Raw genomic sequence first — 26,638 nt, 5'->3', positions numbered from 1 at the left:
GGCGGGCGTCAGAGCGTACGGGCCAGGAACTGGCGCATGCGTTCGGAGCGCGGATTGGTGAAGACGTCCGCCGGTGCACCCTCTTCCTCCACTTTTCCCTGGTGGAGGAAGAGGATCTTGTGCGAGACCTCGCGCGCGAACTGCATTTCGTGCGTCACGAGAATCATCGTGTTTCCTTCTTCGGCCAGCTGCCGGATCACGCGCAGCACCTCGCCGACAAGCTCGGGATCGAGCGCGGAGGTCGGCTCGTCGAGCAGGATGAGTTTTGGGCGCATGGCGAGCGTGCGAGCGATGGCCGCGCGCTGCTGCTGGCCGCCGGAGAGCTGGCCGGGATATTGGGCGTGCTTTTCGGAAAGGCCGACCTTCTTCAGGAGCGCATGCGCGTGATCGACGGCGGCCTGCCGCTCTTCCTTCAGCACATGCAGCGGCGCCTCGATGATGTTCTCCAGCACCGTCATGTGCGGCCAGAGATTGAAGTTCTGAAACACCATGCCGACCCGCGAACGGATGCGCTCGACCTGCCGCATGTCGGCCGGAACGGCATTGCCGTCCGGTGTCTTCTTCATGCGGATTTCCTCGCCGTCGATGACGACGCGCCCGTCATGCGGCTGTTCGAGCAGGTTGATGCAGCGCAGGAACGTGCTCTTGCCGGAGCCCGAGGAGCCGATCATCGAGACCACTTCGCCGGGCTGGGCCGTAAGGCTGACACCGTTCAGCACCGAAAGCTGCCCGAAGCGCTTGTGAAGGTCGTGCACTTCCAGCGCCGGACGCTCGCCGGCGCCCGGATGCACCGTCTCCGCATGGGCGACGACGGCAACCGGCGCGGCGGCGGGGACGGGCTTTTCGGCACCCGCGCCGCCGACGGCCTTGAGATCGGCAAAGGCGCGATCGAAATGGCGCAGCGCCGTGGCGAGGCACGTGTTCCGCCAGTCCTCGTCCTCGGGAATGAAGGCGGCGCGCAGCGCCTTCTTGATGCGCTCGCCGAGCGGCGTGTCCACCTTGCCGTAGAGATGCAGCCAGTTGTCCGCCTGGACGGCCTCGATGACCGTTTCGCCGTTGAGCGTGCCGCATTCCACCACCAGCGGCAGGACGCGCGCCTTCGGCAGGGCCTTGCGCACGGCGGCCGAGACATAGCCGGTGGCGGTCGCGGCGATGCCCGTGTCGGTTGTCGCGTCCGTGCCGGTGAGAACGACGGAAAGGGCGGGGCCGAAGATATGCCGCCCCCAGTCGAGCCCGGCATGCTCGCCCTCGGCCACCGAGAGGAGGGCCGGATAGCCATAGGGACCGGCGCCTGTATGCAGGTCGAAGACGACGACCTCGGACGCCTGCCGGGCGAATGTCGAAAAGATCTCGACGAGCGTGCGGTTGGACCAGACGGGGCCGTCGCCGCCATAGTAGAGACCGTCCGAAAAGGCATATTGACCGGCCTCGATCATGGGAGCGAGGCCGGCATAGCCGCCGAAGCGCCGCTTCGCCGCCTCATAGGCCTCGGCCGCCCGCTCGCGCTCCGGGCCTTCCCAGGTGCGCCAGACGACGGCGTCGTGCAGCGTGGCATAGCGTTCGTTGCGCGGCGGCCCCTTCTGCCAGTCGATGAAGTTGCGGTTCAGGTCGACATTGTCCTCGTTCACCCTGCGGCTCCAGGCGGTGCCCCAGGGATTGATCAGGTGGATGGCGAGGACGGCGGTGTCGTCGGGAAGCTGCCAGGGCGTGTTCTGCGAGAGCCAGGCCGTCTGGCAGGCGGAGCCGAAGGAGCCTTCGACGCCATGCGTGCCGGAGATCAGCACCAGCAGCTTTGCGGCGTCGGGGCGTCCGAGATAGGCGATGTCGGTCGAAAGCTGCTCGCCGTTCGGCCCGTGCAGGGGATGGGGGTAGGCGACGAGGCTGGCGCCCGCCTGGCTTGCCGCAGCGAGAAACCGGCTGCGCAGGTCCGAAAAATCGCCGGAAAAGAGGGCGGAAGGGGACATGCGACAGTGCTCCCGGTTGTCTGTGTGCAGAACTGCTTTGGCGTTCATTCTCATTCCCCTGTGAGGCCGTTGGCCGGCCTGTCTTGGTCTGGTTTCAAGGAAGGCGGCTTGCGCCTTCCTTGCAGGCAATGGGCCCTTTCCCGCAGGTCTCTCCGGCGTCAGAGATCGAGCACGATGGAGGATTTCGGGCGGGTGCAGCACAGGAGTACCCGGTCTGCCGGCATTTCGTCGAGCGGTTCCTCGAAGTAATCCACCTCTCCCGAGACGAGGCCCTGCTCGCAGGTTCCGCAGACGCCCGCCCGGCAGGAGAAGGCGGGCTCGATCCCCTTCGCCTCCAGGAAGGCGAGGATGGATTCGCTCTTGCCGTCCCATGCGAGGCTGCGCCCCGATTTCTGCAGGACGATGCGCAGCCCGTCGCCGTCCGTATCCGCGACCGGCGCGACGGCCGGCGGCGTTTCCGGCTGCACCGACGGTGCACCGCTCTCCGACAGGAGGCTTGCCGGGCCGAAGAATTCGTAGGCAATGCGTTCCTTGCCGATGCCGAGCCCGGTGAGGATGCCGTAGAGAGCCTGCATGAAGGGCGGCGGCCCGCACATATAGACCTCGTAGTCGTCGAGCGGCAGCAGGCTCTGGAGCGTCGCGCGGGAGACGAAGCCGGTGGAATGGCAGCGGCCCGCATCGAGGTCGCCGTCTTCGGCGAAGCGGTAGCAGAAATGTACCGAAACGCCCGGCCGCAGCGCCGCAAGGCGCTCCACCTCGTCGCGCAAGGCATGGACGGCCGCGCCGTCGCAGGCATGGATGAACCAGACCGGGCGATCGCTTTCCCTCGCCAGCACGTCCAGCATCGAGACCGTCGGCGTGAGCCCGACGCCGCCGGACAGGAGCAGGACGGGCCGGCGGCTTGCGGCATCGAGCCGGAAGGCGCCGCGCGGCGGATCGATCTCCAGCACGGCGCCTGGCTCGATCTCGTCATGCAGCCAGCAGGAGCTCAGCCCTTCCGGCACGTCCTTCGAGGGCGCTGCCTCGCGCTTCACCGTGATGCGGTAGCTGCCTTCCTCGCGCGGCGAGGAGGAGACGGTGTAGTTGCGCAGGACATGCCCGCCCTTGCGGTCGGGAACGCGCATGGTGAGGAACTGTCCCGCCTCGAACGGCCGCCAGTGCTGCCGTTCGAGGGGGGCAAGGCGGAAAGACGTGATGGTGGCGCTTTCGCGCACCTTCGAAACGACCTCGAAGGGGCGGAAGCGCGAAGCCGCGGCATCGGGCATCCGGTGTCTATCCTTACTCTGCGGCGTCCGCGACGGTGGCGGCCTGCGTCTCGGCGGCGATCATCTGGGCGAGCTTGCGGCGGAAGCGCATCGGCCCGACATCGATCTTCAGGTCGAGATTGGGCGTCTGCATGTTGGCCATGCCGTGATGAACCGCTTCCAGCACCACGCGGTCCTCCTCGAAGGCGCCGCGCACGGACTTTGCGAAGCTCGCGGAGACCTTGGCGTCGTCGGGCGCGAAATTGCGCATCTGGAACCAGTAATATTTGGTACGGTTCTCATCGACCGGGGTCATGAAGTTGTAGCTGTCCATGAGGAAGGTGTTGTCCGGCAGGTCGCGGCCTTCCCCGCCCGTATGGGCTGGCGCGAAGATCGCCTTGATGATGGCGTTGCTCGGATAGCGCACCTCGTAGTGCTGCTTGCGGTCGGTATTGCCGTCGAACTGCAGGAAGGGCGCGTAGAAGGGGGCGGGCTCGGAATCGATCATCCAGCGCCAGACGGTCACGCCGTCTTCCTTGACGGTCGTCTCCAGCGGCGTCTCCTCGCAGGCCGAGCTGGCGAAGGACGACTGGTGCACCCAGGCGACATGGGAAGGATCGAGCAGGTTGTCCGTCATGTAGAGATAGTTGCAGTGGAGCATCATGGATTCGCCGCGGTTGATGCCCCAGGCGGGATCGTCGAAGTGCTCGACCTCGAAGATGTCCTTCGGGTCCGCCTTGGCGGCATCCCCCATCCAGATCCACAGCAGGCCGTAGCGCTCGTGAACCGGATAGGATCGTACCTTGGCGACGTGCGGGATGCGCTCGGCGCCGGGAACGCGGGTACAGGTGCCCGAACAGTCGAAGGTCAGACCATGATAGCCGCATTCCACGTCGTCGCCCTTGATGCGGCCCATGGAGAGCGGCAGCTTGCGATGGGGACAGGCATCTTCCAGCGCGGCGGGCGTGCCGTCCTGAAGGCGGTAGAGGACGATGTTCTCGCCCAGGATGGTCACGGGTTTCAGTTCGCGGTCGACCTCGTTGTCCCAGGCCGCAACATACCAGGCGTTCTTGAGAAACATCTCGCTCTCCTTGCGTTTTGCCAAGCGAATGTTCGTTGATTTTTTCGTGCCAACAAGTTGCCAGCGGCTGCGTTCTTTTTTAGAAATTCTAAACTGCGTCGCTTCCGGAGGAGCTTCACCATGCCGAACCCGTCCCTGCGCGGCCTGCAAGCCTTCGAGGCGATCGGACGGTGCGGCTCGGTCAGCGCGGCAGCCGAGGACCTCGGCGTTTCGCCCGGCGCGGTGAGCCAGCTGGTTCGCAATCTGGAGCAATGTCTGGGGCTGACGCTGCTGGAGCGGCGGGGCCGGCGGGTTGAACTGTCGTCATGGGGGCGGGTGTATTACCGGGAAGTGGCGAAGGGTTTCCAGCAGCTTTCCCACGCTGCCAGCGTGCTGACGCGCGCCCGCAACGAGACGGGGATCGTGCTGAGCGCGCTGACATCCGTCGCCAACAAGTGGGTCAGCCGCAAGATCTTCGACTGGCAGTCCCTCTGTCCGGAATCGAGCGTGCGCATTCTCGGCGAGGAGCAGGAGCCGCGCATCGGCATCGAGCATGTGGATTTCCGCATCACCTACGGCCGGCGCGCGAATGTGCACGAGCATGTCGCGAACCTCTTCACCGACTGGGTGGTGCCGGCCTGCTCGCCGGCGCTGCTTGCCAACCGGGTTCTCGACTGTCCGCAGGATATCCTCAAATTCCCGCTCCTCAATGTCGAGTGGGAATCCGACTACAAGGCGTCGCCGCAATGGCGGGACTGGGCACGGCTGATCGACGCCGATGGCAGCCAGACGTTCTCCGGCCTTTCCTTCACCCTGTCGAGCAGCGCCATCGATGCCGCCGCCAATGGCAGGGGCTTCGTTCTTGCGCAGATCTCCATGGTGCGGGACGAGGTCGCCGCCGGCAGCCTGGTGGTTCCCTTCGATATCCGCATGAAGCTGCCGGAAAGCTACTACCTTGCCTGGGACCGGGCGGCCCTCGAAAGACCCGTCGGCCAGCGGTTCCACAAATGGCTGCTGACCATTGGCAGGCAGCAGGACCTGGCCTCCGCGCCGGGCGCCGGTCTGCTCGCGCCCCCGCTCAGTTGATGCGGAGGCCCGAGGCTGTGTCGAAGAGGTGGATCGCTTGCATGTTCGGGCGAACGTGGATTCGGTCGCCGACACGGATCGGCGTGTCGCGCGGGAATTCGACGGTCAGCATGCGCGGCTGGCCGATCTCCACATAGCCGTAGGTCTGGCTGCCGAGCCGTTCGGCGACGGCGAGCTCGCCGCTGAACCAGGCTTCCTCCTGCGGACAGGCGATCAGGTCCTCGGGACGGATGCCGAAGGTTGCGGCGCCGGGCGGAGGAGGGGTGTCGAGACCGGCAAGCGGCAGGGTGCGGTCGCTCAGGCGGATCGCGCTGCCATTGTCCGTCGCGACGATCGCCGCCGGCATGGTGTTCATGGTCGGGCTGCCGATGAAGCGCGCGACGAAGAGGCTTGCGGGGCGGTGGTAGAGATCGAGCGGCGGGCCGATCTGCTCGATCTTGCCGGCATTGAGCACGACGATGCGGTCGGCGAGCGTCATGGCCTCGACCTGGTCATGCGTGACATAGACGGTCGTCGCCTTCATGCGATTGTGCAGCTTGGCGATCTCCAGCCGCATCTCGACGCGCAGGGCGGCGTCGAGATTGGAAAGCGGCTCGTCGAACAGGAAGGCCGAGGGTTCCCGCACGATGGCGCGGCCCATGGCGACGCGCTGGCGCTGGCCGCCCGAAAGCTGCGCCGGCCGGCGTTCGAGGAAGGGTTCGATCTTCAGGATGTCGGCGGCCTGCGACACGCGGCCGTCGATGGTCGCCGTCTCCGTGCCGCGCATCTTCAGGCCGAAGGCCATGTTCTCACGTACGCTCATATGCGGATAGAGCGCGTAGTCCTGGAAGACCATGGCGATGTCGCGGTCGGAGGGCGGCAGCGCGTTGACGATCTTTCCGCCGATATCGAGGGTTCCGCCGGAAATCTCCTCCAGCCCGGCGATCATGCGCAGGAGGGTGGACTTGCCGCAGCCGGACGGGCCGACGAGGACCAGGAATTCGCCGCTGGCGATATCGATGTCGACGTCATGGATGACCTCCAGGGACCCATAGGTCTTGCGGATCTGCCTCAAGGCGATTGCTGTCACGGCTTTCTCCTCCGAAAGGTCAACTCTGCCCTTGACCTTCATTATCGATATCAATATCAATAATGATACAAGACGTGATTGGCAACCATGCGAGCCGGCCGATGACCTATTTTTCTGCACCGTCGAATGCGCGAGGCGCGGCAAGGCCGGCAAAATCGGCGGCCGCCTTCAATGCGCTCAAGCGCGACATCATGCTGGGAGTCCTGCCGGCCGGCGCGGCGCTGACGGAACTGGATCTCGCCGCGCATTTTTCCTGCAGCCAGGGCACGGTGCGCGAGGCGCTGCTCCAGTTGCAGGAAGAGGGGCTGGTGCGCCGGCAGGGGCATCGCGGCACGCAGGTCTCCGAATGTACGGAGGCCGAGGCGGTCGAGATGTTCCGCGTGCGCCAGCAGATCGAATGCAGCGGCATCCTGCGCGCGCTGCAGATGCCGAGCCGCACGCTCGTTTCCGACCTCAAGGCGCTCTTTGCCGAAATGCTCGATACGGCCGCCGCCGGCGACGAGCTCGAGCTTGCCTCCCTCGACCGGGACTTCCACCGCCGCATCTTCCAGGATGCGCAGCTTCCCGCGCTCGATCCGATCCTGCACCGCTGCCTCGTGCACAATCACCGCTTCAAGATTTCGCGCAGCACCACGCCGCGCGATCTGGCGGCGACTGCCCAGCGCCACGGTGCGATCATCGAGGCGATAGAGAACAGGGATGTCGCGCAGGCGAGCGCGGCGCTTCGCCACCACATCGCAACCATCGTCGACCTCGGTCCCGACGTCTTTCCCGAGGCGACGCAATGAGCATCGTGCCCGACATTACCCGGCTTTCGCCGGAAATGGCCGCGCTGCTTGCCCGCGTGGCCGCCGAGACCGGGCCGCAGCCCGATCCGACGATGCTGTCGCCGGCCGAGGGCAGGGCGCTCTCGGAGGAAAGCAACCGGCGCTGGAATGTCGACCTGCCCGAGATGGCGGCCGTCGGCGAAGCGTGGATCGACGCGGATGTGGGCCTCGGCTCGGCGCGGGTGCGCCTCAAGGTCCTCGTGCCGCCGGGGCATGGCGCCGGCGCGGTCGTCTTCGTGCATGGCGGCGGCTTTGCCTTCTGCAGCCCGGAAACGCATGAGCGCTGCGCGCGCGTCCTCGCGCTGGAATGCGGCCTGCCGGTGCTGCTGCCCGATTACCGCCTCTCGCCGGAACATCCCTATCCCGCGGGGCTCATGGATGTCGTCGCGACGATCCGCTTCGCCTTCGCCGCGTCCGCGCCGCTCGGCGTGACCGCCGGTCCGCTCATCCTTTCCGGCGATTCCGCCGGGGCCAACCTCGCGCTCGCCGTCATGCTGCACGAGCAGGCCGAAGGGCGCCCGCCCGTCGCCGGCGCGCTGCTCTTCTACGGAACCTATGCGGGCGATTTCCGCACCGATTCCTATCGCGATTTCGAGAACGGGCCGGGTCTGACGACCGCCAAGATGCAGCGCTACTGGCACTGGTATGTCGGCGGCCGCGATGTTTCGGCCGATCCGCTGGCCTGTCCGCTGCTCGCATCGGATGAGGCGCTGATGGCCTTGCCGCCGCTGCATCTGATGGCGGCAGGCGTCGATCCGCTGCTGTCCGACAGCATCGTGCTGCACGAGCGCCTGAAGGGCCTCGGCCGCGACGAGACCCTGACGGTCGTGCCGGGCGTCACGCACGGCTTCCTGCAGAACACGCTCGATCTTGCCGCCGCGCGCGAGGCGCTGGCGGCAGCGGGCGCCGATGCCCGGCGGATGACCGGTACAAACTGAATTCGATTTTCAAAGGAGGAGACAATGAAAATCTGGAGGAAACTTGCGGTCGGGGCCGCGCTTGCGACGGCGCTGCTTGCCAGCACCGCATCGGCGGAAACCGTTCGCTTCTGGTATCACTTCGACAATCCGGAAAACCCGATGGGCGATCTCGTCGCCAAGTTCGAGGCGGCCAATCCGGGCATCAAGGTGGAAGCGGAGAACGTTCCGTGGAACAGCTACTACGATAACCTCTATACCGCGCTGGTCGGCGGCAATGCGCCGGATGCGGCGATGGTGAAGCTCTTCGCCCAGCCGCGCCTCGTGGAAATGGGTGCTCTGGAGCCGCTTGCCGAGCGCATCGACGCCTGGCCGGGCAAGGCGGACCTGCTCGACAACCTGCTGGAGCTCAACAAGGGGCCGGAAGGCCAGCAATACTACCTGCCGATCCAGTACGTCGTGCTCTATCTCTACTATCGCGCCGACCTCTTCGCCGAAGCCGGCCTGAAGCCGCCGACGACCTGCGATGAGTTCCGCGACGCCGCGATCAAGCTTACCAAGGCGCCGGCGACCTACGGCTTCGGCCTTCGCGGCGGCAAGGGCGGCTGGGACCAGTGGGGCGCCTTCGTGCTCTCGCAGGGCGCCAAGCTGGAGCCGGGCGGCCTGACGACGCCGCAGGCGATCGCCGCCAACCAGTGGCTCATCGATCTGTTCCAGAAGGACAAGGTCATTCCGGCCTCCGCGCCGAACGACGGCTTCCAGGAAATCACCGCCGCCTTCAAGAACGGCACCACGGCCATGACGATCCATCACATCGGCTCGTCGAACGACATGGTCAAGGCGCTCGGCGACAAGGTCTCGGCCGTGCCGGTGCCCGAATGCGGCGGCGGCCGCTGGACGTCCTACGGCGACGAGTCCCTTGCGATCTTCTCCAATTCGGAAGTGAAGGACGCGGCGTGGAAGTGGATCTCCTTCCTCGCCGAGGGCGAGAACAATGTCGAGTTCAACAAGGCGACCGGCCAGATGACCGTCACCAAGAGCGGCTCGGCAAACTGGACGCAGCATGAGCGCCGCTTCGTCGACGCCACCGTTCAGTCGCTGCCCTTCGCCCATGTGTTGCCGCAGAACACGGCGACCTCGGAATTCGTCAACACGGCCTGGCAGACCGCGATGCAGCAGGCGCTGACTGGCCAGATCACCTCCGAGCAGATGATGCAGCAGCTCGAGGCGCTCTTCGCGCAGCAGTGACCTCCCCGGAGCGGACGGTCCTGCGTCCGCTCCACCCTTCCCATCCGCCCCGCCCGAACATCTGGGCGGATGGGATCTTTCGAATGCCAACGGCCGGGAACGACCGCATGACCGCGACCACCGCCTCACCATCGACTGCCGTGATCATCCCGACGCCCTGGAGCGTCCGGCTGATGCCCTACATGCTGCTGGCGCCCGCGGTGCTCGTCACCCTGTTCATCGTCTTCTTCCCGATGGTGCAGGCGCTGATCACCAGCTTCTACGACCTCATCCTCTGGAAGCCGAATGCCAGCCGCTTCGTCGGCTTCGGCAATTACGTCAAGCTCTTCGCCGACCCCGTCTTCTGGACGGCGCTCGGCAATACCGCGATCTGGATCGGCCTGACCGTACCGCTGCAGATGGGCCTCGGCCTCGTGACGGCGCTGCTGCTCAACCGGGAATTTCCCTGGCGCGGCCTCGCGCGCGCCCTCATCATCATTCCCTGGGCCTTGCCGAGCGTGGTGATCGCGCTGATGTGGCGCTGGATCTACGATCCCAATACGGGTGTCCTGAACGACATCCTGCTCTATCTCTCTGTCGTGCAGTCCGCCGTGCCGTGGCTCGCCGATCCGAAGCTCGCGCTCTATGCGATCATCGCGACGCTGACCTGGCAGGGCTTCCCGTTCTTCGCGGTGATGATCCTCGCCGGCCTCCAGGGCATTCCGCGCAGCCACTACGAGGCCGCTTCCATCGATGGCGCCTCGGCCTGGCGGCAGTTCGTGCACATCACGCTGCCCGGCATCGCGCCGGTGCTGGCGACGGCGGGGCTGCTGCGCGTCATCTGGGTCGCCAATTCCATGGACGTCATTTTCGTGATGACCGGCGGCGGGCCGGGCTATGCGACCCATACGCTGCCGCTCTACGCCTTCGTGCGCGCCCGCCAGAACCTCGATTTCGGCTATGGCACGACCATCGCCGTGACCTTCACCATCCTTCTCGGCGCGATCGTCGCCGTCTATCTCGCCCGGACCATGCGGGAGGTCGAACGATGAACAAGCCCTCCACCCTCCGCCGCATCCTCACCACCGACCTGCCGGTGCTGGTGATCGTGCTCTTCGCCATGGGGCCCTTCGCCTGGATGGTGCTGACCTCGCTGACGCCGACCGCGACGCTGAACGCCACGGGCGTCTCCGTCTCGCCCGCCGGCTGGAGCCTCGACAACTATGTGCGGCTGCTGCGCCAGACCTCGTTCCTCGGCAACATGCTCGACAGCCTCATCATCGCCTGCGGCACGGTGGTGCTCGGCCTTGCCGTCGCGGTTACGGCGGCCTACGCCTTCTCGCGCTTCCGCTTTGCCGGCCGCAAGGTGCTGATGCTGCAATTCCTGCTCATCAACATGTTCCCGATCGTGCTGCTCATCCTGCCGCTCTTCGTGCTGATGCGCAAAGCGGGCATCCTCGACACGCATTTCGGCCTCATCCTCGCCAATGCGACGGTCGCCATTCCCTTCGCGGTGTGGATGCTGACGAGTTATGTCGGCGCGATCCCGAAGAGCCTCGACGAGGCGGCGATGATCGACGGCTGCTCGCGGCTGACGGCGCTGCGCCGCGTCGTGCTGCCGCTGACGATGCCCGGCATCATCTCCACCGGCATCTACATCTTCATCACCGCCTGGAACGAATATCTCTACGCGCTGACCCTCGGCGGCAAGAACGTGCGGCCCGTCACGGTCGCGATCCAGACGCTGATCGGCGAATACCAGATCGAATGGGGCCTGCTTGCCGCGGGCGCCGTCGTGGGCGCCATGCCCGCCACCATCCTTTTCCTTCTCGTGCAGCGCCGCCTGATCGGCGGGCTGACCCAGGGCGCGGTGAAGGGCTGAATGCGAATGAAAGAGGACAGACAATGAACCCCGTCGGGTTGATCTCCATGCAATATGCGCGGCCTTTCACGGCCGAGCACTTCCCGCTCTTCACCGAAATGCGAAGGCTCGGCTACGACTTCGTCGAGCTTCTCGTGCCGGAACCCGGCGAGCTCGACCTTGCCGAGACGCGCCGCGCGCTGGAGGCTGCCGGCCTCGGCGTCGTGCTCGCCGCCCGCGTCAACCTGCAGCGCAACCTCTCCTCGGACGATCCGGCCGCCCACCGCGCCGGCATCGACTATCTGAAATATGCGGCCGACTGCGCCGCCGCGCTCGGGGCGACCATTGTCGGCGGCCCGCTCACCGGCAATCCACTGGTCTTCGCCGGCCGGCCCCCGCAGCCGGTCGCCGAGGAGGAGCGCCTTGCCCGCAAGGCCCGCTGCGTGGCGGGCCTCAAGGAAGCCGGCGACCATGCCGCAGGCCTTGGCGTCATGCTCGCTGTAGAACCGCTCAACCGCTTCGAGAGCGATGTCCTGTGCACCACGCAGCAGGCGATCGAGCTGCTGGACGCGGTCGACCACCCAGCCGTGCAGCTCATGCTCGATACATTCCACATGCATATGGAAGAGGCTTCCATCGCGGAGGCCATCCGGCTCGGCGGCAGGCGCGTCGTGCATTTCCAGGCGAACGAGAACCATCGCGGTTTCCCCGGCACGGGCGCGACCGACTGGGTCGAGGTGTTCCGGGCGCTGCACGAGATCGGCTACGAAGGTCCCGTCTCGCTCGAACCCTTCCGCCGCAACGACGACCGCTTCGGCATTCCCTTCGCCCAGTGGCGCGCGCCGCACGAGGACGAGAGCGAACGCCTCGCCGAAAGCGCAAAATTCATCAAGTCCCACATCCTGCTCACGGAATATCGTCGATGACACTCAAGATCGGTTGGATCGGCTGCGGCGTCCACGCCACCCAGATGCTGCTTCCGCAGCTCGTTCGCCATGACGTGCAGATCGTCGCTCTCTGCGACATCGACGGCAACCGGCTGGCCTCGGCCGGCCGGCAGTTCGGCGTGACGAACCTGACGAGCGATGCGGAGGAACTGATCCGCCGCGCCGACATCGACGCGGTCGGCATGGCTGTCGGGCCGGACCAGCATCTGCGCTTCGGCAAGATGGCATTGGAGCGCGGGCTTCCCGTCTTCATGGAAAAGCCGCCATCGGGCAGCGCCGCCGGCGCGCGCGAATTGCTCGCGGCCTCGGAGAAGTCGGGCAAGCCGCTCCTCGTTGGTTTCATGAAGCGCTATTCCGCCGGCAACAAGATCGCGGCGAACATCCTGCGCTCCGGCCGCTTCGGCGACATCTACGGCATCACCGGCTACTACATGACGGCGCCCGGTTATTTCGCCGGCAATGTCGATTATACCGGCTTCTTCCTGCACCATTGCGTGCACTACATGGACCTCGTCTCCTTCCTCGTCTCGCCGGTCACCAGGCTGACGGCCCGCAAGGTGGAGAAGGCGCCCGGCAAGGTGCTCTTCCATGTGAATTTCGATTTCGAATGCGGCGCTATCGGCACCATCGCCATGGGCACGGCGCAGTCGCGCGGCACGCCCGTCGAGCGCATCGAGATCATGGGCGACCACCAGCGCATCGAGGTCGACAATGTCATCGAAGTGCGCTGGAACCGCAATCCGCCCTTCAAGGTGGACGACCCGGCGGCGACCCTTTCTGACGCCGTCGACACGCTGACCTGGAAGCCGAACTTCACCGCCGCCGCCAACGAGGACCCGAAGGGCTACCATTCGCTGCTCGCCGATGTCGTTCCGGCGCTCGCCGGAACGGAAACGCCCGCACCGACGATCCGCGACGGCGTCGTCGCTATGGAACGGCTCGAAACGCTCCGGCGCGAACTCGCGCTCTGACGTCGGAGATCACGGTGAAGACGCCCGTCATCCAGTTCGGCACCAGCCGGTTCCTGCAGGCCCATGCGGACCTGTTCCTCTCCGAGGGAGATCCGGCGCGGGCGATCACCGTCGTCCAGACCTCCGGCGATACGGCGCGCAGCAGAAGGCTTGCCGCGCTCGCCGCGCCCGAGGGCTACCCGGTCCGCATCCGCGGGCTTGCCGGCGGGCGGGCCGTGGACGAGACGCGGACCGTTACCTCCGTGAGGCGCTGCCTTTCGGCGGCGACCGATTGGCCGGAGGTGGTGCGGGTCTTCGTTGAGGAGGCGGAATTCGTGCTCTCCAACACGGGCGATGCCGGCTACCAGCCGCGGCCGGAAGACGGGGAGCGGGCCTATCATCCGGCGATGAGCTATCCGGCAAAGCTCTACCACCTGCTCGCCGCCCGCCATGCAGCGGGCGCAAGACCGCTCGTCGTGATGCCGATGGAGCTCGTGGTCGACAACGGCAAGGTGCTGAAGGAGGCCGTCCTTGCGGCTGCGTCCGCGCAGGCGTGCAGTCCGGACCTCCTCTCCTATATCGAGAAGGATGTGGTCTGGGCCTGTAGCCTCGTCGACCGCATCGTCTCGGAACCGCTGGAACCTGCCGGCGCCGTCGCGGAACCCTATGCGCTCTGGGCGATCCAGAAGGGCGCCGGGGTCGTTGCCCCTTCCACCCATCCGGCCATCGAGCTGGTCGACGATCTCAAGGAGATCGAGCGGCTGAAGCTGCATATCCTCAACCTCGGCCACACCGTCCTCGTCGACATCTGGCGGCGGCAGGGCGGAGAGGGCGATCCGATCGTGCGCGAATTCATCGCGCGTCCGGCGGTGCATGCGGAATTGGCGGCGATCTACCGGGAGGAAGTGCTGCCCGTCTTCGCCGCTCTCGGACAGCGCGAGGCGGCGGAGCGATACATGGCCGTCACGCTGGAGCGCTTCGCCAATCCCTATCTCGATCACCGGCTCGCCGACATCGCCCAGAACCACGCGCAAAAGATCGAGCGCCGCATCGGCGCCTTCCTCGCTCTTGCGCATGAAGCCGGTGAGGAAGGGCGACGAGGGCGTCTCGGAGAGATCGTCGCCTCGGTCGCGGGATAGCCATTGCCGGAAATCCGGGCTAGGATGTACGACGGCCGGGGCGCATGTCGCAGAGGCTAGGCCCTTGCCACGATGACATGGGCCTGAATCTTCGCGACGACTTCGCCATTGCCGTGCCGGCTGGCGATTGTCGATGCGGCGCGATCGGTCGCGGCCTCCAGCATTCCGGGCGCCCGGGCTTCTATTTCGCTGCGAAGCACGGTTCCCTGGCAATAGGCGACGGCGGGGAGGCGAGGTGAGGGCGCGCGGCTTTGTTCCGCGCGGGTATCGATCCCGATGTCGATAAAACCGGCCTCCTCCAGATCGCGACGAATCCGGTCCCTGTCGTGATAGCCGTGCGGCGTGCGTGCCAGGAAGCGCGGCGGATCGTCCGGGAACATCCCCGCCAGCGCATTCGTCACGTCGTCGGCAAAGACGTTCTCCTCGATCCGATCCCAGACGCTCAGTAGAAACCGTCCTTCAGGCTTGAGAACCCGCCTTGCCTCGCGATAGGCCGCCGGGCGGTCGGGAAAGAACATTGCGCCGAACTGACAGCAGACGAGGTCGAAGCTTCCGTCGGAAAACGGTAGCGCCATCGCATCTGCCTGCCGCCACTCGAGGTGTCCGCCGGGTTGCCGCGACGCGGCATAGTCGAGCATCGGCTGGTTGAGGTCGGTCACGACATAGCGCGCGTCAGCCGCCAGCTTCGGCGCCAGTGCGCGTGTAACGGCGCCCGTTCCTGCCGCGATCTCCAGGACGCTGCCCGGAAAGAAGGCGGCAGCGCGTCGAGCCATGTCCTCCGCATAGGGTTCGAAAATCAGCGGCACCATGTACCGATCGTAGTTCTCCGGGACCGAGCCGGTGAAAGCGTTGTCGGACTCCGGCATGGGGCGACCTCGCGTGCATTCATGACATCGCGAGAATAGCACATCGCCACCTGGCTCCGCATGGGTCTTCCAAATATGCGTAAAAAAAATTTTAGATAATGCGAATAATTCGCCATCTGAAACGTCTTGGTCTGCGGAGGTGGCCATGTTCGTTTCCGAAACAGCGCTATTGGATCCCGTATGTCCGGCCGATCGCGGCGATGATCCGGGGCGGATCGTCATTGTCGCACGGCCGGATTGCCTTGTGGAATGTCTGGCGGAAGCGCTTCGCCGGCGGTTCCAGGATCACGAAGTGGTTGTCGACGATCATCGGGATACGGGGGACGGGGGTGCCAACCTCATCTTGTACTATCGCCGCGACCCGGTCGAAATCGCCCGAATCGAGCGTGCGAGGCACCCAGCCTTCCGGGTTTCCGTTGCCGTCATCGTAGATGATGCGTCCGGGATTCATCCTTTGCTGGAGGGAATGGCGCGAGAGCGTCAAATCGACGGTATTCTGCAGTTGAACATGCATCTTGGTGTTTTGCTGACCAGCGTGGATCTCCTTCTGAAGGGAGGCGAGTATTTTCCGTCGGCGTTGCTGCATCGCCGTGAGTGCAAGCATGAGGAGCGGGCAGCGGGCAGTGAAATCATGATGGATTGTTCCCAACTGACAGCCCGGGAGACCGATATTCTCCAGTTACTGTGCAAGGGAACGCAGAACAAACTGATAGCCCATCGGCTTCATCTCTCCGAAAATACCGTAAAAACCCATATTCGCAGCATCTACAGGAAGCTGCATGTCACCAACAGGACGGCGGCGGTCATGTCCTATCGCCGCGAGGGCAGATAACCGCCCGCCCGCGGCCGGTCGGCCTGCAGCCTGAAAATCCTTGCATTGGGGGAAGCGCGCACGAGATGGAAGCGCGGCGAGGCCAGCAGGATGTTCTCCATGCGGTCGAAATCACCCGGCGGCATGCCCGACGCTTGCAGATAGGCCTTCTGGCTTCGGGTCAGGATCAGGAACGCGTCGTTCCAGCGCGGGTCAGTCATCCAGCGGTAAAACACACCGGCCGGGTCGGTGACGATCTCCCGCCTTGCCGCGTGATCTTCCTCGGAGATCGGCAGATAGGTGAAATTCTCGTAATTCGCGAATTGCGAGGGGTAGCTTCGCGCGCCTTCGACGAGCAGCGTTCCCGGAGGGGCTATCGTGTAGAGCCATTTGGCCGTCGCGACTTCATCCCTGGTGAAGCGATACTCGCGGTCCTTGCCATTGTTGGCGAAAAGGAAGCCTGTCGCTGAAAACAGGCAGAGCAGGAAGAGCAGTGGAAAGCTGAGGATCGTCCTGCCGGCGGCGGGCGACGGGAAGAAGAGCGCGGCCGCGAAGAAGGCGAGAAACGGGGACGCGAACATATAGACGCGGAACACCGCCTCTCCACCATAGGCGACCAGCAGGAGGGGCGCCGGTGCAAGAAGCAGCGCGACGGCGGTATAATCGAAGAATCCGTTCCATAGGCGGCGGAGGCCGCCGGCAACGGCGAAGAGCGCGATGGCAGCGGTCAGCGCCCGGCCGATCATGATGGCCTGGCCCCGCTCGGCGCTGACGGTCCCGACATTGGCCATTTTACTGGTCGCTTCCGACAACGTGCCTATGGCGGCAAGCTCGTCATGAATCCGCTCGATAACGAAGGGGGCCGCGCCCCAGAGCAGCCAGAGCAGCTGGGCGATCAGCGCGAAGAAAAGATAGACCGGCGAGAGCCGGCGCCCCACCGTCAGCACGCCGATGGAAAGAATGACCAGCAGGGGCGTCAACTGATGCGTTACGACGACGGCGACGATGAGCACCATGGCGACGGCACTGGCAAGCACTCCGGAAAATCCGCCGGACGGCGAAGGGGCAGTCGTCCGGCGCAAGGGGCCGAGGAACAGACCGAGAAGAATGATGTAGAAGAGGAAGGAAAAGCCCTGTGGCGAAAAATAGTCCTGGCCGATCCAGTTGGCTGTAATGAAGAGCCATGCGGCTGTCAGGGGAAGGCGAGGGTCATCCGTCAACCGGCGTATCAGTTGCAGATAGGCTGCACAGATCGCGAGGTCGAGGGCGGGGGGCGTAAAGCGCAGGATGGGCGCCAGGTCGACGGCCCTCACCCCGAACCGGTCGGCGATCCAGGCCGTGACCGCGAAGAGGCCGGGCCAGTTGTGATAGGCCGCAAGAAATGGCGCAGTGCGGTCCACGCTGCCGTGACGCTGGATGTAATCCACGATGCCGAGATGCTTCCAGGCCCACGAATAGCGCAGCGTGCCGTAAACGATCGGCGGCGTTGCCGCGAGAACGAGGATGAGAGCGGCGAGGTAAAGAAGCGGTAGCGGGCCGCTCGTGCGTCCCTGGATCATCAACCAGGAAAAACCTGCTGCAAGCAGGGCGATGGAGAGGTGAAAGATAGACGGAACGATCGAAACAAGCCCGAGATCGGTCATCCGGTCCGGGTCGCTCATGCCAAGGGAGCGCGTCCACAGGAAGAGCGCCCCGGCGAGCATGATGGTAAGGATGATCGTGCCGAGCCGGGCTGGCGCGACCGTTCCGGAGGTCGTCGGGAGGTCCATCTCTGCTGTCCGGCTCATCTTTCCACCCCTTGCGATCTGATGAACGTGGAGAGGACAAGGTCGATATTGACCGCCATCCAAAGTGGATTTTCTGCAAAGCGCGGGGACTTTTGGAGGTTGGCCGCAACGTGCCGCCACCAGGCGAGGCCGCATAGGGCATGGATGACCTTCGGATCGGTGAAGGCGCCATAGGCGTTGTCCAGCGCGCTGCGGGAGCTTTCCATTGTCTTCTGTTCTTCGGACGACAGGCGAGGTTCCGACAGCAAGCCTCGCATGGCAAACCCGAATTCCTCCCCGCTTCGCTGCGCCCGCGCCGTCAGAAGCAGGAATATCTCATCCAGCCCAGGGGGGGCATCGGGGCAGGCCGCCTCCCAGTCTATGATGGCGCTGAGCGTTACCTCGGCCTCGCCCGGCCCGACGAGGAAAAGCAGGTTTCCGGGTGCGAAATCCCCGTGGCCAAGCCCGAGCGGCATATGCCGACCCGCCCAGAACCTGTGCTGTGCGTCCCGGAAGACCGAAAGCCCGCCGGCACGATCCACGAGGAGAGAACGGGAAGGCGCAACCCGTGCGACGTCATCGTCGACCCAGCGGCTCATCCAGCCGTCGTCGAGGTGCTGGATTCGCGCCGTGCTTCGATGGATCTTGCCGATGGCCTGAATGGCAAGGGCGAGGGCTGGAAAATGCCGGGCCGGGGTTGCCAGCGTCACCCGTCCGTCTTCGCCGGGAAAAGCGCGTTCAACGAGGCTGCAGGACGAGGACGAACGGCTGGCGACGATGCGGCTCGTCGAAAGCCCGATGCCCGCGTTTTGGGCCAGGGCCTCGCTTTGCAAGATATGGCGGGAAAGGGCCGCTGCTCCTTCCAGCGATGTCGCCTGCTTGAAGATGAAGCATTCGGCTGTGGACGTTTGGAAAGCGGCGGTCCGCACATCGCTTTCGCGGCGAAATTCCCGGATGCTGCCGGGATCGGGAGTGGCAATACCCTCCTCGGCGCAGAACCGGGCAATGTCGGGAAGGAGAGATGGCCCGGACCGCGCCGCAGGCAGAAGATGGCCGCGCATCCGAGCCAGCGCGGACAACAGGCGCAGCACAAGCTCCACGCGGCCGGAGGGGCCGAGGCGGCGGAAGAGATCGATCAGCAGGCCGGCCAGGGTAAGGCAATGGGCAGCGAGCCAGGCGGTTGCCATTCCCGCCGCGCCGTAAGTCGCTGCAAGAGGCGTGCCGACACCCAGAACAACGGCCAGCGTGACGATCTGCGCAGCAGCGACGGCCTGGGTGCGACCGTTGGCGCGCGCCAGGGCGAGCATCAGCGTCACCACGCTCCAGGGCAGGCAGGAGAGAACGAGAAGCCGCAGCATGAGGGAACTCTCGCCGGCATATTGCGTGCCGAGAAGGTGCAGCAGGAGCGGTGCGCCGAGGAAGATGGCGGCGACGGCGACGGCCAGCGGCATCAGCGTGTAGAACAGTGCGTTGATGGCGAGAAGGTGGAATTTCGTGCGGTCGAAGGCGATTTCGGCAAGGAGTGAGATGCCCATGGAACGGCTGATCAGATAGACGCCGTAAGCGATTTCCCACGAGATGTAATAGACGGCGAGCTCTTTCGAGCCGCCATGGTGCAGCACGATCAGCGGCGCCACGCCCATCGCGGTCATGGAGGCGAGCGTTCCGGCATAATCCCAGCCGAAATAACGGGCGAGGGAGCGCCTGTCGGGACGTTCGGCGCCGGTCATGCGATGGCGAGGCAGGAAGCGGAAAAAGATCAGCCAGTTGACGAGCAGCAACAGCAAGGGCAACGGCAGGACCCAGGCGGCATAGAGCCCCGAGCCGGGAAGCGCCACGCCGGCAAAAACCACCAGAAGAAGAAGCTTCGCAAGCGAGAACAGGGCATTTTCGATCGGGGCTATGGTAGCCCGGCGCAGTCCTGCCAATACGCTGTCCTGGAGCGCGAAGAGCGTCCAGACGATGGTGGCGATCACGAATCCGGCCCCGGCCAGCGGCTGATCGTGGAGGAAGGCAAGTTCCGGAACGAAATTCGGGACGACCACGACGGCCAGTCCTGACAGCAGGCCGGCCGCTACCGCGGCCAGCCCGTAGGACACCTGCACCAGCCTGCGCGCTCCGATGCCGGCGGCGGGCAGATAGCGGTTCAGGAGATTGCCGAGGTTGAGCTGGGAAATATTGCCGAGCGTCAGCATGGTGGAGATCATGGCCGCCCCGATACCGACCTGCTCCGGCGTATAAAGCCTGGCGGCGAGCCCCCAGAAGACGAGGCCCAGCAGCGAGGTCAGCCCGGCGCTGGCAACGAGTGCATAGCCATTGCGCAGGAGCGGGGAGGCGACGAGAGCCTGCAGCAGCGGCGGGTAGCTCGCAAGGCGGCGGAATGTGGCAACGGTCATCATTTCTCGCTCCGTTGCCAGATGCGGACGTAGTCGATGAGGTAGCTGGAGGGGAATTTCGTCCGCTTGCCCGGCGGGCTGGGCCACTCGCCGCCCACGGCGAGATTGAGCAGCAGGTACATGTCCTCGCTGGCGATCGAAGCCGCGTCGGTCCAGCGCCATACCTCCTTGCCGTCGAGGTACCAGACGAGCTTGTCCTTGTCCCAGGTCAGGCCGTAGACGTGCCAGTCCCGCGTGAGGTTCGCCACGCTGGCCGTTTTGCCGGGGTCCTGTTCCTTCCCTTTGTCGTCGGTATAGTGATAGTGCATCCGCAGCGAGGTGCCGGAATCGCCGAGCACCTCCATGAGGTCGATCTCCGGCCGGGATTCACGCGTTTCCGGAAGCAGCCAGATCGCGGACCAGAAGCCCTTTCCCGCCGGCGCCTTGGCCCGAACCTCGACATGCCCGTAGCGAAAGCGCATGCGGGAAGGACGGGGCAATTCCGCGTAGTCGCGCCCCGTCGTTACCATGCCGGACGTATATCTGAACTTGCGGCCCTCGATGCCCGTTGCCTTCTTACGTCGCGCCGTAAGATGGAGCATCCCATCGGAAAGCGAAACGTTTTCAGGCCTGTACCACTGCAATTCCCTGTTGCCGAGATTGGTGCAGCCATCCTTGTTCCACCAATAGCAGGTCGTCCATTTTCCGCCGTCGAGGGTCTCCGCCTCGAACTCGTCCTGAAAGATCAGGCGCCACTGTCCATCCGCGGAAAGCGGAGCGGGATCGGCGGCGAAAGTAGGGTACGAGAGAAAGAAAAGCGGTACGGCAAATCCCAGAAACGCAGCTACTCGGTCAGGGTGCATCGCGGAACCCCAGAATGCGCTTGACGGTCCGGCGGGCAAGGCCATCCAGTCGGGCCAGTGGAAGTGTTTCGTAGCGGTATTCGCAATAGGGAACGGCAACGGCGCCGAACCGGGATTTGAACTGGGCCAGCGAGGCGGAATTGCCGGTTTCACCCATGTGATAATGGGTGCAGCCGAACCGGCAGGCATCTTCGATTGCCGTTGCCTGAAGCAGATAGGCGGCCCTGCTTTCGCCGGCCAGCGCTTCGTCCACCGCTCCGCGCGTATAATGGGCCTGCCGCCCCATGAGAACGAGGATGGCGGCAACGGCCCGCCCATTGAGCCGCGCGACATAGAGGCGGAAACGATCACCCATTTGCGAGGCCATGGTGATGAATTTTGCCTTCGGATCGCGGCGTAACCCACGCATGCGCGCCAGCACCGCCGGCTCGTGTTGCTTGCGCGCCCAGCGCACCAGAGACAGTTGAAGCAGGCGATGGAACTCGTCGATAAGGCCCTCGTGGTTGCCCACCTCGATTTCCACGCCGCTTTTCTGGGCGCGACGGATATAGGTGCCCGCGTTCGGACGAAAACGGGCCCGCACGGCCAAAAAGCCGCCCGCCAGATCGATCACATGGGCGCAACGGTCTATGGCGCTCCAGCCGGGCCGGGCCGCCTGGGCCCAGAGTCCCGCAGTCAGGGGATTGGGTCTGATCTTGAAGCCGAGGGATGGCAGCGTTTCCAGGTGTTCCAGCACGATGGAGAGCTTGGCTGGCGTCATTTCTCCATCGCTCAGGACCCCGCCGAAGCCCCAGGCGGGCGGCGGCGACCAGGCGTAGCGCAGCCGGCCTGCTCCCTTGACGAAAAGCGGAAGCACTGCCCGGCTGCCGTCATCGAACTTGAAGAACTGCGGAAGGGCGCGGAAACCGCCTGCACCAGCTACGGCTCTTGCCCATTCCGGCGATTGGCTCGGCAGAGCCGTCCCGTCGCGGCAGAAGAGATCCCGCCAGATCGGCTCGCTGGAGTCCGAGATGGGAGCGGGTTCGACGGTGTAACCTGAGCACGGCACTGTTGTGATGGGGATCATGCAACTTCTCCAACAATCTGGTTGGGTCAGGCACGATGAGCGGCGCGATCATAAGACGAACCAAGAATAAAAGAAATGGGCTAACCCGTTCCCGGGGTGCATTTCTCTGAATTTATGTTTTACTGGCTGTGAGTTGGTCCCGGAGGCCGGAAATGTCCGATCCTTTCGTGAAATCCAAAGCTTTGATGGTGGCCGTTACTTTCTGGGCAGTGTCTAGCCTGCCGGCGGCAGGCGCATCCGCGCGGCTGGAAACCGAGGGGCTAACGGCGCCCGGTGTCGCCACGGCGCTCCATCTCGCTTTTCAGTTGCCGACCGTTCTCGAGGGCGTGGCCTCGCCCGCCGAGGAAGACGAGGCCGTGCGGCTCGAAATGGCGCGGCTGCGGAGACTCATGGTGAATCTCGGCTATCTCGACGCGGATATCAACGCCGCACATGAGGACGGACAGGTGGTCCTCAAGCCCCTTCCCGGAAGACTCTATTCGGTCGGCTCCATCGAACTGAAGGGCGTGCGCCGATCGGATTTCGGCCCCGAGATCGTCAGCGATCTGGCGGAAACGGTGCGGGATTTCGTCGGGCGTGCGGCGACGGCGGAAGCGTCCGAAACTCTCATCCGACGCATCATCGAGCGGGTTGGCCGACAGGATTTTCCTTTGGTTCGCCAGCGGGAACTGACCTGGACACGGGGCGCGGATGGAGTGGCTGCCGCGACCCTCGATCTGGATACGGGACCGCGACTTCACTTCGGCGAGGTGGTTTTCAGGGGGCTGCGCAGGCTGAACGATGCGGATATTCGCCGCGCCGTGCCGTTCCGTCCCGGCGATCGCTATGAGCGGGCACTTTTCGAAAAGCTGCGTCTCAATCTTTCGGCGTTGAAGACCGTGTCGGATTTTTCGATCGACCTCAAGGACGATGGCGATGGCGGGCTCGGCATGGATGTCCGGGTGCACGAGGCGCCTCCCGATCTCTCGGTGCTGGCGAATACGGGATGGCCGGCGCTGGTCAGTGGCCTTGCCGCCCTTGCCGCATTGGCCGCAACGCAATTGGCCGGGCAGGCAGGCGTTTCCCGTAAACGCCTGCGGCCGCTGGTCTGGGTGGCAGGGGCCTGCGTTCTGACATTCGCGGTCACCGTCGTTCCGCGGCTAGTCGATTTCCTCTCCTGAGGACGGGGTGAACGTTCCCATGACGATGGGCCCCTTTACGGGGCGACGCTCTTGGGCGGCTCTCCCGAGAAAGGCATCGATCCGCTCCTTCAGCGTCTGCATGCGGGCGAGGACGGCCGCTTCGGCGCGGCCGATCTTCACCGTTCGCGCGGCTTCCAGCTCCCTGGAAAGCGCGTCCCATTCTGCCATCAGGCTCATCCACGTCTTCACCTGCTCATCGGCGGACGGGCGCTTTGCGGTGCGGTGTTTCGGCTGCAAGCGAACCTCGCGGATATCCGGAAAGGGAACCCATACTGGCTCTCTTTCCCATCGGAAGATACGCCCCTTTCATGCGCAAGAAAGGAATAGTTTACAATATGTGAATTCTGTAATAAAAGCGTCATACAGCGGAAAATTCAAACCATTCACTTCCAGTGTCGAGCTAGGCGATGGAAAGGTGCGCCCTTCCTTTGTCCGGTTCGGATAGGAGCTTGGAGTCCCATGAGTGATCCGGTCCATTCCGCTTTGAGAAGATCAGTGCGCCCGGCAAAGCCGCTCGGCGCCATATCAGTGCCTCGCGTCAGCGTTATCGTGCCGACCGTCAACGAGGCCAAAAACCTCCCCCATGTCCTTCCCCGCATCCCGGGATGGGTCGATGAAGTCATTCTTGTCGACGGCAATTCCGCCGACGGCACCATCGACGTGGCGCTCGGCCTGATGCCGGGCATCGTCGTGATCGAGCAACCCCGCCTGGGCAAGGGCGCGGCGCTGGCCGCCGGCTTCGCAGCGGCACGGGGAGACATCCTCATCACACTCGACGCCGATGGCTCGGCCGATCCCGCCGAAATGGCGGGCTTTGTCGGCGCGCTTCTCGCGGGGGCGGATTTCGTCAAGGGATCGCGCTTCCTGCAAGGGGGCGACACCCGCGACATGGAGTGGTATCGCCGGATCGGCAACTGGGGCCTCCTGCAACTGGTACGCCTTCGCTTCGGCGGCCGGTTCAGCGATCTTTGCTACGGCTACAACGCATTCTGGCGTGATGTGTTGCCCCATCTGCGTGTGGAAGGCGCCACCGGTTTCGAGATCGAGACGCACATGAACATTCGCGCGCTTCAGGCGGGGCTGGCCGTTGCCGAGCTGCCCAGCCGCGAATATCCGCGCGTCCACGGGGTCAGCAATCTGCGCACCTTCCCCGATGGCTGGCGGGTGCTCAAGACCATTGCCCGCCTGGGATTGGCCCGCCCTGCGCCGGTGGCCGTCCCTCTCCGGAACCGGTCTTCTCTCACGGGATGACCGGCCATGGGCTCGATCGCTGTCGTCATTTGCGCCTATGCCGACGAGCGCTGTGTGCAGCTCGCCGGCGCCATCCGCTCCGTCCTCAGTCAGACGCGACGACCGGACCGGATGATCGTGGTCATCGACCACAATGATAGGCTGCTGGAAGAAACCCGGGCCGCCTTCCCGGCGACCGAGGTCATTGCCAATGCCGCGGCGCGAGGGCTTTCGGGCGCCCGCAACACCGGCATTCGGGCCGCAGCAGGCCAGGGCATCATCGCCTTTCTCGACGATGATGCCCTGGCGGAGCCCGATTGGCTCGGCCGCATGGAGCGCCATTACGACGATCCGGCGGTGCTCGGTGTCGGCGGAAAGGTCGTCCCGCTTTGGGAAGAAGGGCGCCCCCGCTGGTTCCCCGAAGAATTTCAATGGGTCGTGGGGTGCAGTTATCGGGGGCTGCCCGAGGGGCTGCATCCCATCCGGAACCCGATCGGCTGTAACATGTCCTTCCGCCGGATGGTTTTCGATACCGTTGGCGGATTTCGCGAAGGCATCGGCCGCACCGGGCAGGATGCTGCCGGCTGCGAGGAGACGGAACTCAGCATCCGCGCACGGCAGACGTTCCCCGATGGCGTGATCCTTTACGATCCCGAGGCGATCGTGCGTCATCAGGTGGCTGGCGTTCGGGCTCGCTGGGGCTACTTTCGCCGGCGATGCCTTGCCGAGGGCCGCTCGAAGAGGGCCGTGGCGGCGAGTGTCGGCGCGCGAGACGGCCTTGCGGCGGAAGGCGCCTATGTGACCCGCACCCTGCCGGGCGGCTTTGCGCGCGGCCTTGCCGATACGGTGGTCCGGCGCGATCCGTCCGGCCTCTTGCGGGCAGCCGGCATCGTGGCAGGGCTGGGTTTCACGGCGGCCGGCTACCTTTCGGCGCGGTTTTCCTTGGCCGGTCTTTTCCCGGCGGGAGGACGGATATGAAAGCCGATATGTACCATCCGGTAAAGATCGTCAGCGTCGATGTTGAGCGTCCGCTTCCGGCAATCGACCTCAGGCGTCCGGGAAACGTCCCCTATGGCGGGATATTCTGCCTCTTGCGCTGCGGCGTGCGGCCGCTCGCAATTCTCGAAATGGAACATCCGGGGCCGGTGATCGAGGCGTCGGATCTGCTGGAAGCGATGGGTTCCGTGCATCCCTTGCCGAGCGCCGGGGAGCCCTCGCAAGGCCCGAGGGAGCGGGTCTCGGTGGTGATTGCGACCCGCGAACGCGCGGAGAGCCTCGAACGGTGTCTCGTGTCGCTTTTCGACCAGACGCGGGTGCCGGACGAGGTGATTGTCGTCGACAATGCGCCGGTTTCCGCCGCCACCGCCCGAATGCTTGCGGCACGCTGGAGCGACCGGGTCCGCTACGTGCTCGAGCCCGTGGCAGGGCTTGGCCGTGCCCACAATGCCGGCATGCGGCATGTCACGGCGGATATCGTGCTTTTCACGGACGATGACGTGGTCCTCGACCGGCACTGGTTGGCCGCCATGGCGGCGCCGATGGAGGAAGACGAGGCGGTCGGCTGCGTGACGGGCCTCATTCTGCCGGCCGAACTGGAGACCCGCGCACAGTTCTGGACCGAGCGCCACGGCGGTTTCGGTAAAGGGTTGCAGCGCCGTGTCTACGATCTCGATGCGAACCGGCCCGACGGCGTGCTCTTTCCCTTCACCGCCGGCCAGTTCGGTTCGGGCGCGAACATGGGTTTCCGCGTGAATGCGCTGCGGGCTATCGGCGGTTTCGACGATGCGCTCGGGGCCGGCACGCTGGCGCGCGGCGGCGACGATCTTGCCGCCTTCTTCTCTGTCGTCAGCGCCGGTTTTCGTCTTGTCTACCAGCCCCAGGGTATCGTCTGGCATTATCATCGCCGCGGCGAGGAGGGCATGCGCCGACAGGCCTATTGCTACGGCATGGGGCTGGGCGCCTATCTCACGAAAATCGTCCTGGACGAACCGCGCCGGGCGCTGCGATTGATGGCTGCCTTCCCTGCCGGGCTACGCCATATGGTCGGGCCGACCTCGGAAAAGACGAGCCGCCTGCCGCCCGATTATCCCCGCCGGCTCGTCTGGATGGAGCGGCTCGGCATCCTTGCCGGCGTGCCGGGTTATCTGCGGGCGCTTGCAAGCGGCCGGGCGGTGGAGAGGAAGGCGTGA

General features: G+C 65.0%; 24 protein-coding genes. 14 read left to right on the top strand and 10 right to left on the bottom strand.

The window, feature by feature from the left end:
* Positions 1 to 8: 8 nt before the first annotated feature.
* The 3 genes from ACZ48C_RS20010 to ACZ48C_RS20000 all read right to left on the bottom strand — a co-directional run bounded on the left by ACZ48C_RS20010 (position 9) and on the right by ACZ48C_RS20000 (position 4,289).
* The gene (locus ACZ48C_RS20010; RefSeq protein WP_464783811.1) at positions 9 to 1,964 is read right to left on the bottom strand and encodes a DUF2817 domain-containing protein; all 1,956 of its coding nucleotides are present in this window, start codon (positions 1,962 to 1,964) and stop codon (positions 9 to 11) included.
* Positions 1,965 to 2,122: 158 nt separating this feature from the next.
* The gene (locus tag ACZ48C_RS20005; protein WP_464783810.1) at positions 2,123 to 3,229 is read right to left on the bottom strand and encodes a 2Fe-2S iron-sulfur cluster-binding protein; all 1,107 of its coding nucleotides are present in this window, start codon (positions 3,227 to 3,229) and stop codon (positions 2,123 to 2,125) included.
* Positions 3,230 to 3,242: 13 nt separating this feature from the next.
* Entirely contained in the window at positions 3,243 to 4,289 is a 1,047-nt protein-coding gene (locus tag ACZ48C_RS20000) for an aromatic ring-hydroxylating dioxygenase subunit alpha (RefSeq protein ID WP_464783809.1), read from the bottom strand.
* Positions 4,290 to 4,409: 120 nt separating this feature from the next.
* On the opposite strand from ACZ48C_RS20000, the gene ACZ48C_RS19995 reads away from it, so the two are divergent.
* Positions 4,410 to 5,354: a LysR family transcriptional regulator gene (locus tag ACZ48C_RS19995; protein ID WP_318912627.1), complete on the top strand. Its 945-nt coding sequence runs from the start codon at positions 4,410 to 4,412 to the stop codon at positions 5,352 to 5,354.
* On the opposite strand, the gene ACZ48C_RS19990 is transcribed toward ACZ48C_RS19995, so the two are convergent.
* Complete coding sequence (locus tag ACZ48C_RS19990; RefSeq protein ID WP_464783808.1) at positions 5,347 to 6,423, bottom strand: ABC transporter ATP-binding protein; 1,077 nt, start codon at positions 6,421 to 6,423, stop codon at positions 5,347 to 5,349. The genes ACZ48C_RS19995 and ACZ48C_RS19990 overlap by 8 nt on opposite strands.
* Before the next feature lie 101 nt (positions 6,424 to 6,524).
* Between ACZ48C_RS19990 and ACZ48C_RS19985 the strand changes: the two genes are divergently transcribed.
* The 8 genes from ACZ48C_RS19985 to ACZ48C_RS19950 all read left to right on the top strand — a co-directional run bounded on the left by ACZ48C_RS19985 (position 6,525) and on the right by ACZ48C_RS19950 (position 14,291).
* Positions 6,525 to 7,211, top strand: coding sequence for a GntR family transcriptional regulator (locus tag ACZ48C_RS19985; protein ID WP_464783807.1), 687 nt, complete (start codon positions 6,525 to 6,527; stop codon positions 7,209 to 7,211).
* The gene (locus tag ACZ48C_RS19980) at positions 7,208 to 8,188 is read left to right on the top strand and encodes an alpha/beta hydrolase (protein WP_464783806.1); all 981 of its coding nucleotides are present in this window, start codon (positions 7,208 to 7,210) and stop codon (positions 8,186 to 8,188) included. The genes ACZ48C_RS19985 and ACZ48C_RS19980 overlap by 4 nt, the downstream gene beginning before the upstream one ends.
* Positions 8,189 to 8,212: 24 nt before the next feature.
* The gene (locus tag ACZ48C_RS19975; protein ID WP_464783805.1) at positions 8,213 to 9,415 is read left to right on the top strand and encodes an ABC transporter substrate-binding protein; all 1,203 of its coding nucleotides are present in this window, start codon (positions 8,213 to 8,215) and stop codon (positions 9,413 to 9,415) included.
* Between the two features lie 107 nt (positions 9,416 to 9,522).
* Positions 9,523 to 10,446: a carbohydrate ABC transporter permease gene (locus ACZ48C_RS19970; protein ID WP_119255641.1), complete on the top strand. Its 924-nt coding sequence runs from the start codon at positions 9,523 to 9,525 to the stop codon at positions 10,444 to 10,446.
* Positions 10,443 to 11,276 carry a carbohydrate ABC transporter permease gene (locus tag ACZ48C_RS19965; RefSeq protein ID WP_119255642.1) on the top strand — a complete coding sequence of 278 codons (834 nt, stop codon included), beginning with the start codon at positions 10,443 to 10,445 and terminating at the stop codon, positions 11,274 to 11,276. The genes ACZ48C_RS19970 and ACZ48C_RS19965 overlap by 4 nt, the downstream gene beginning before the upstream one ends.
* Positions 11,277 to 11,299: 23 nt before the next feature.
* Complete coding sequence (locus ACZ48C_RS19960) at positions 11,300 to 12,181, top strand: sugar phosphate isomerase/epimerase family protein (RefSeq protein WP_464783804.1); 882 nt, start codon at positions 11,300 to 11,302, stop codon at positions 12,179 to 12,181.
* A complete protein-coding gene (locus ACZ48C_RS19955; protein ID WP_464783803.1) occupies positions 12,178 to 13,173 on the top strand; it encodes a Gfo/Idh/MocA family protein in 996 nt (331 codons plus the stop codon). Before ACZ48C_RS19960 ends, ACZ48C_RS19955 begins: the two co-directional genes overlap by 4 nt.
* A 14-nt stretch (positions 13,174 to 13,187) precedes the next feature.
* Positions 13,188 to 14,291 (top strand): mannitol dehydrogenase family protein, encoded by a 1,104-nt coding sequence (locus tag ACZ48C_RS19950; RefSeq protein ID WP_464783802.1) that lies wholly within the window; start codon positions 13,188 to 13,190, stop codon positions 14,289 to 14,291.
* Between the two features lie 56 nt (positions 14,292 to 14,347).
* On the opposite strand, the gene ACZ48C_RS19945 is transcribed toward ACZ48C_RS19950, so the two are convergent.
* The gene (locus ACZ48C_RS19945; protein WP_464783801.1) at positions 14,348 to 15,157 is read right to left on the bottom strand and encodes a class I SAM-dependent methyltransferase; all 810 of its coding nucleotides are present in this window, start codon (positions 15,155 to 15,157) and stop codon (positions 14,348 to 14,350) included.
* Between the two features lie 145 nt (positions 15,158 to 15,302).
* Here ACZ48C_RS19945 and ACZ48C_RS19940 point away from each other — a divergent pair, with 145 nt between their 5' ends.
* Positions 15,303 to 15,989, top strand: coding sequence for a response regulator transcription factor (locus ACZ48C_RS19940; protein WP_464783800.1), 687 nt, complete (start codon positions 15,303 to 15,305; stop codon positions 15,987 to 15,989).
* Here ACZ48C_RS19940 and ACZ48C_RS19935 read toward each other — a convergent pair.
* The 4 genes from ACZ48C_RS19935 to ACZ48C_RS19920 are packed head-to-tail and all read right to left on the bottom strand — an operon-like array spanning position 15,968 to position 22,038.
* Positions 15,968 to 17,755, bottom strand: coding sequence for a hypothetical protein (locus ACZ48C_RS19935; RefSeq protein WP_464783799.1), 1,788 nt, complete (start codon positions 17,753 to 17,755; stop codon positions 15,968 to 15,970). The genes ACZ48C_RS19940 and ACZ48C_RS19935 overlap by 22 nt on opposite strands.
* A complete protein-coding gene (locus ACZ48C_RS19930; protein ID WP_464783798.1) occupies positions 17,752 to 20,217 on the bottom strand; it encodes a phosphotransferase in 2,466 nt (821 codons plus the stop codon). The genes ACZ48C_RS19935 and ACZ48C_RS19930 overlap by 4 nt, the downstream gene beginning before the upstream one ends.
* The gene (locus tag ACZ48C_RS19925) at positions 20,130 to 20,972 is read right to left on the bottom strand and encodes a glycoside hydrolase family 16 protein (RefSeq protein ID WP_464783797.1); all 843 of its coding nucleotides are present in this window, start codon (positions 20,970 to 20,972) and stop codon (positions 20,130 to 20,132) included. The genes ACZ48C_RS19930 and ACZ48C_RS19925 overlap by 88 nt, the downstream gene beginning before the upstream one ends.
* Entirely contained in the window at positions 20,962 to 22,038 is a 1,077-nt protein-coding gene (locus ACZ48C_RS19920) for a GNAT family N-acetyltransferase (RefSeq protein WP_464783796.1), read from the bottom strand. Before ACZ48C_RS19920 ends, ACZ48C_RS19925 begins: the two co-directional genes overlap by 11 nt.
* Positions 22,039 to 22,190: 152 nt before the next feature.
* Between ACZ48C_RS19920 and ACZ48C_RS19915 the strand changes: the two genes are divergently transcribed.
* The gene (locus ACZ48C_RS19915; protein WP_464783795.1) at positions 22,191 to 23,198 is read left to right on the top strand and encodes a POTRA domain-containing protein; all 1,008 of its coding nucleotides are present in this window, start codon (positions 22,191 to 22,193) and stop codon (positions 23,196 to 23,198) included.
* Here ACZ48C_RS19915 and ACZ48C_RS19910 read toward each other — a convergent pair.
* A complete protein-coding gene (locus ACZ48C_RS19910; protein WP_464783794.1) occupies positions 23,178 to 23,387 on the bottom strand; it encodes a hypothetical protein in 210 nt (69 codons plus the stop codon). The genes ACZ48C_RS19915 and ACZ48C_RS19910 overlap by 21 nt on opposite strands.
* A gap of 291 nt (positions 23,388 to 23,678) precedes the next feature.
* On the opposite strand from ACZ48C_RS19910, the gene ACZ48C_RS19905 reads away from it, so the two are divergent.
* Genes ACZ48C_RS19905 through ACZ48C_RS19895 form a run of 3 tightly spaced genes read left to right on the top strand, consistent with a single transcriptional unit; the run spans position 23,679 to position 26,638 of the window.
* Positions 23,679 to 24,470, top strand: a complete 792-nt coding sequence (locus ACZ48C_RS19905) for a glycosyltransferase family 2 protein (RefSeq protein WP_119255654.1) — start codon at positions 23,679 to 23,681, stop codon at positions 24,468 to 24,470.
* Positions 24,471 to 24,476: 6 nt separating this feature from the next.
* Positions 24,477 to 25,427, top strand: coding sequence for a glycosyltransferase family 2 protein (locus ACZ48C_RS19900; protein WP_464783793.1), 951 nt, complete (start codon positions 24,477 to 24,479; stop codon positions 25,425 to 25,427).
* Positions 25,424 to 26,638 carry a glycosyltransferase family 2 protein gene (locus tag ACZ48C_RS19895; protein WP_464783792.1) on the top strand — a complete coding sequence of 405 codons (1,215 nt, stop codon included), beginning with the start codon at positions 25,424 to 25,426 and terminating at the stop codon, positions 26,636 to 26,638. The genes ACZ48C_RS19900 and ACZ48C_RS19895 overlap by 4 nt, the downstream gene beginning before the upstream one ends.

Source organism: Shinella sp. 1A1, from assembly GCF_055379515.1.
The sequence above is the reverse complement of the archived record's forward strand: the minus strand, read 5'-3'. Positions and strand labels throughout refer to the sequence as shown.